General features: G+C 79.5%; 1 protein-coding gene. It reads left to right on the plus strand.

The window, feature by feature from the left end; all coding sequences use genetic code 11:
- A partial coding sequence (locus tag G3I42_RS30935) for a DUF6777 domain-containing protein (RefSeq protein ID WP_343244711.1) occupies nucleotides 1-322 on the plus strand: 322 nt, incomplete at both ends.

The raw sequence follows: 322 nt of genomic DNA on the forward strand, positions 1-322 counted from the left end.
GCTGCGACGTCCGCGCCCAGTCCCGGCTGCTCACCGCCGACCGGCCGCGCGCCACCGCCTTCGCCCACGCGGCCGGGACCCCCGCCGCCGGGCTCGACCGCTGGCTCGACGACCTCACCCCCGTCGTCCTGCGCGCCGACACCGTCGTCACGGCCCACGGCTACGCCAAGGGCGAGGTCACCACGTACCGCGCCGTCCTCCAGTCGGGCACCTCCGTGCTCGTCGACGCGCGCGGCGTGCCCCGGGTGCGCTGCGTCTGCGGCAACCCGCTGGGGCCCGCGGGCGGTGACCGCGTCGGCGCGCCGCGCGGCACGCGCTGGAA

Origin of the sequence: Streptomyces sp. SID11385 (assembly GCF_010548245.1) — a bacterium.
GTDB lineage: Bacteria > Actinomycetota > Actinomycetes > Streptomycetales > Streptomycetaceae > Streptomyces.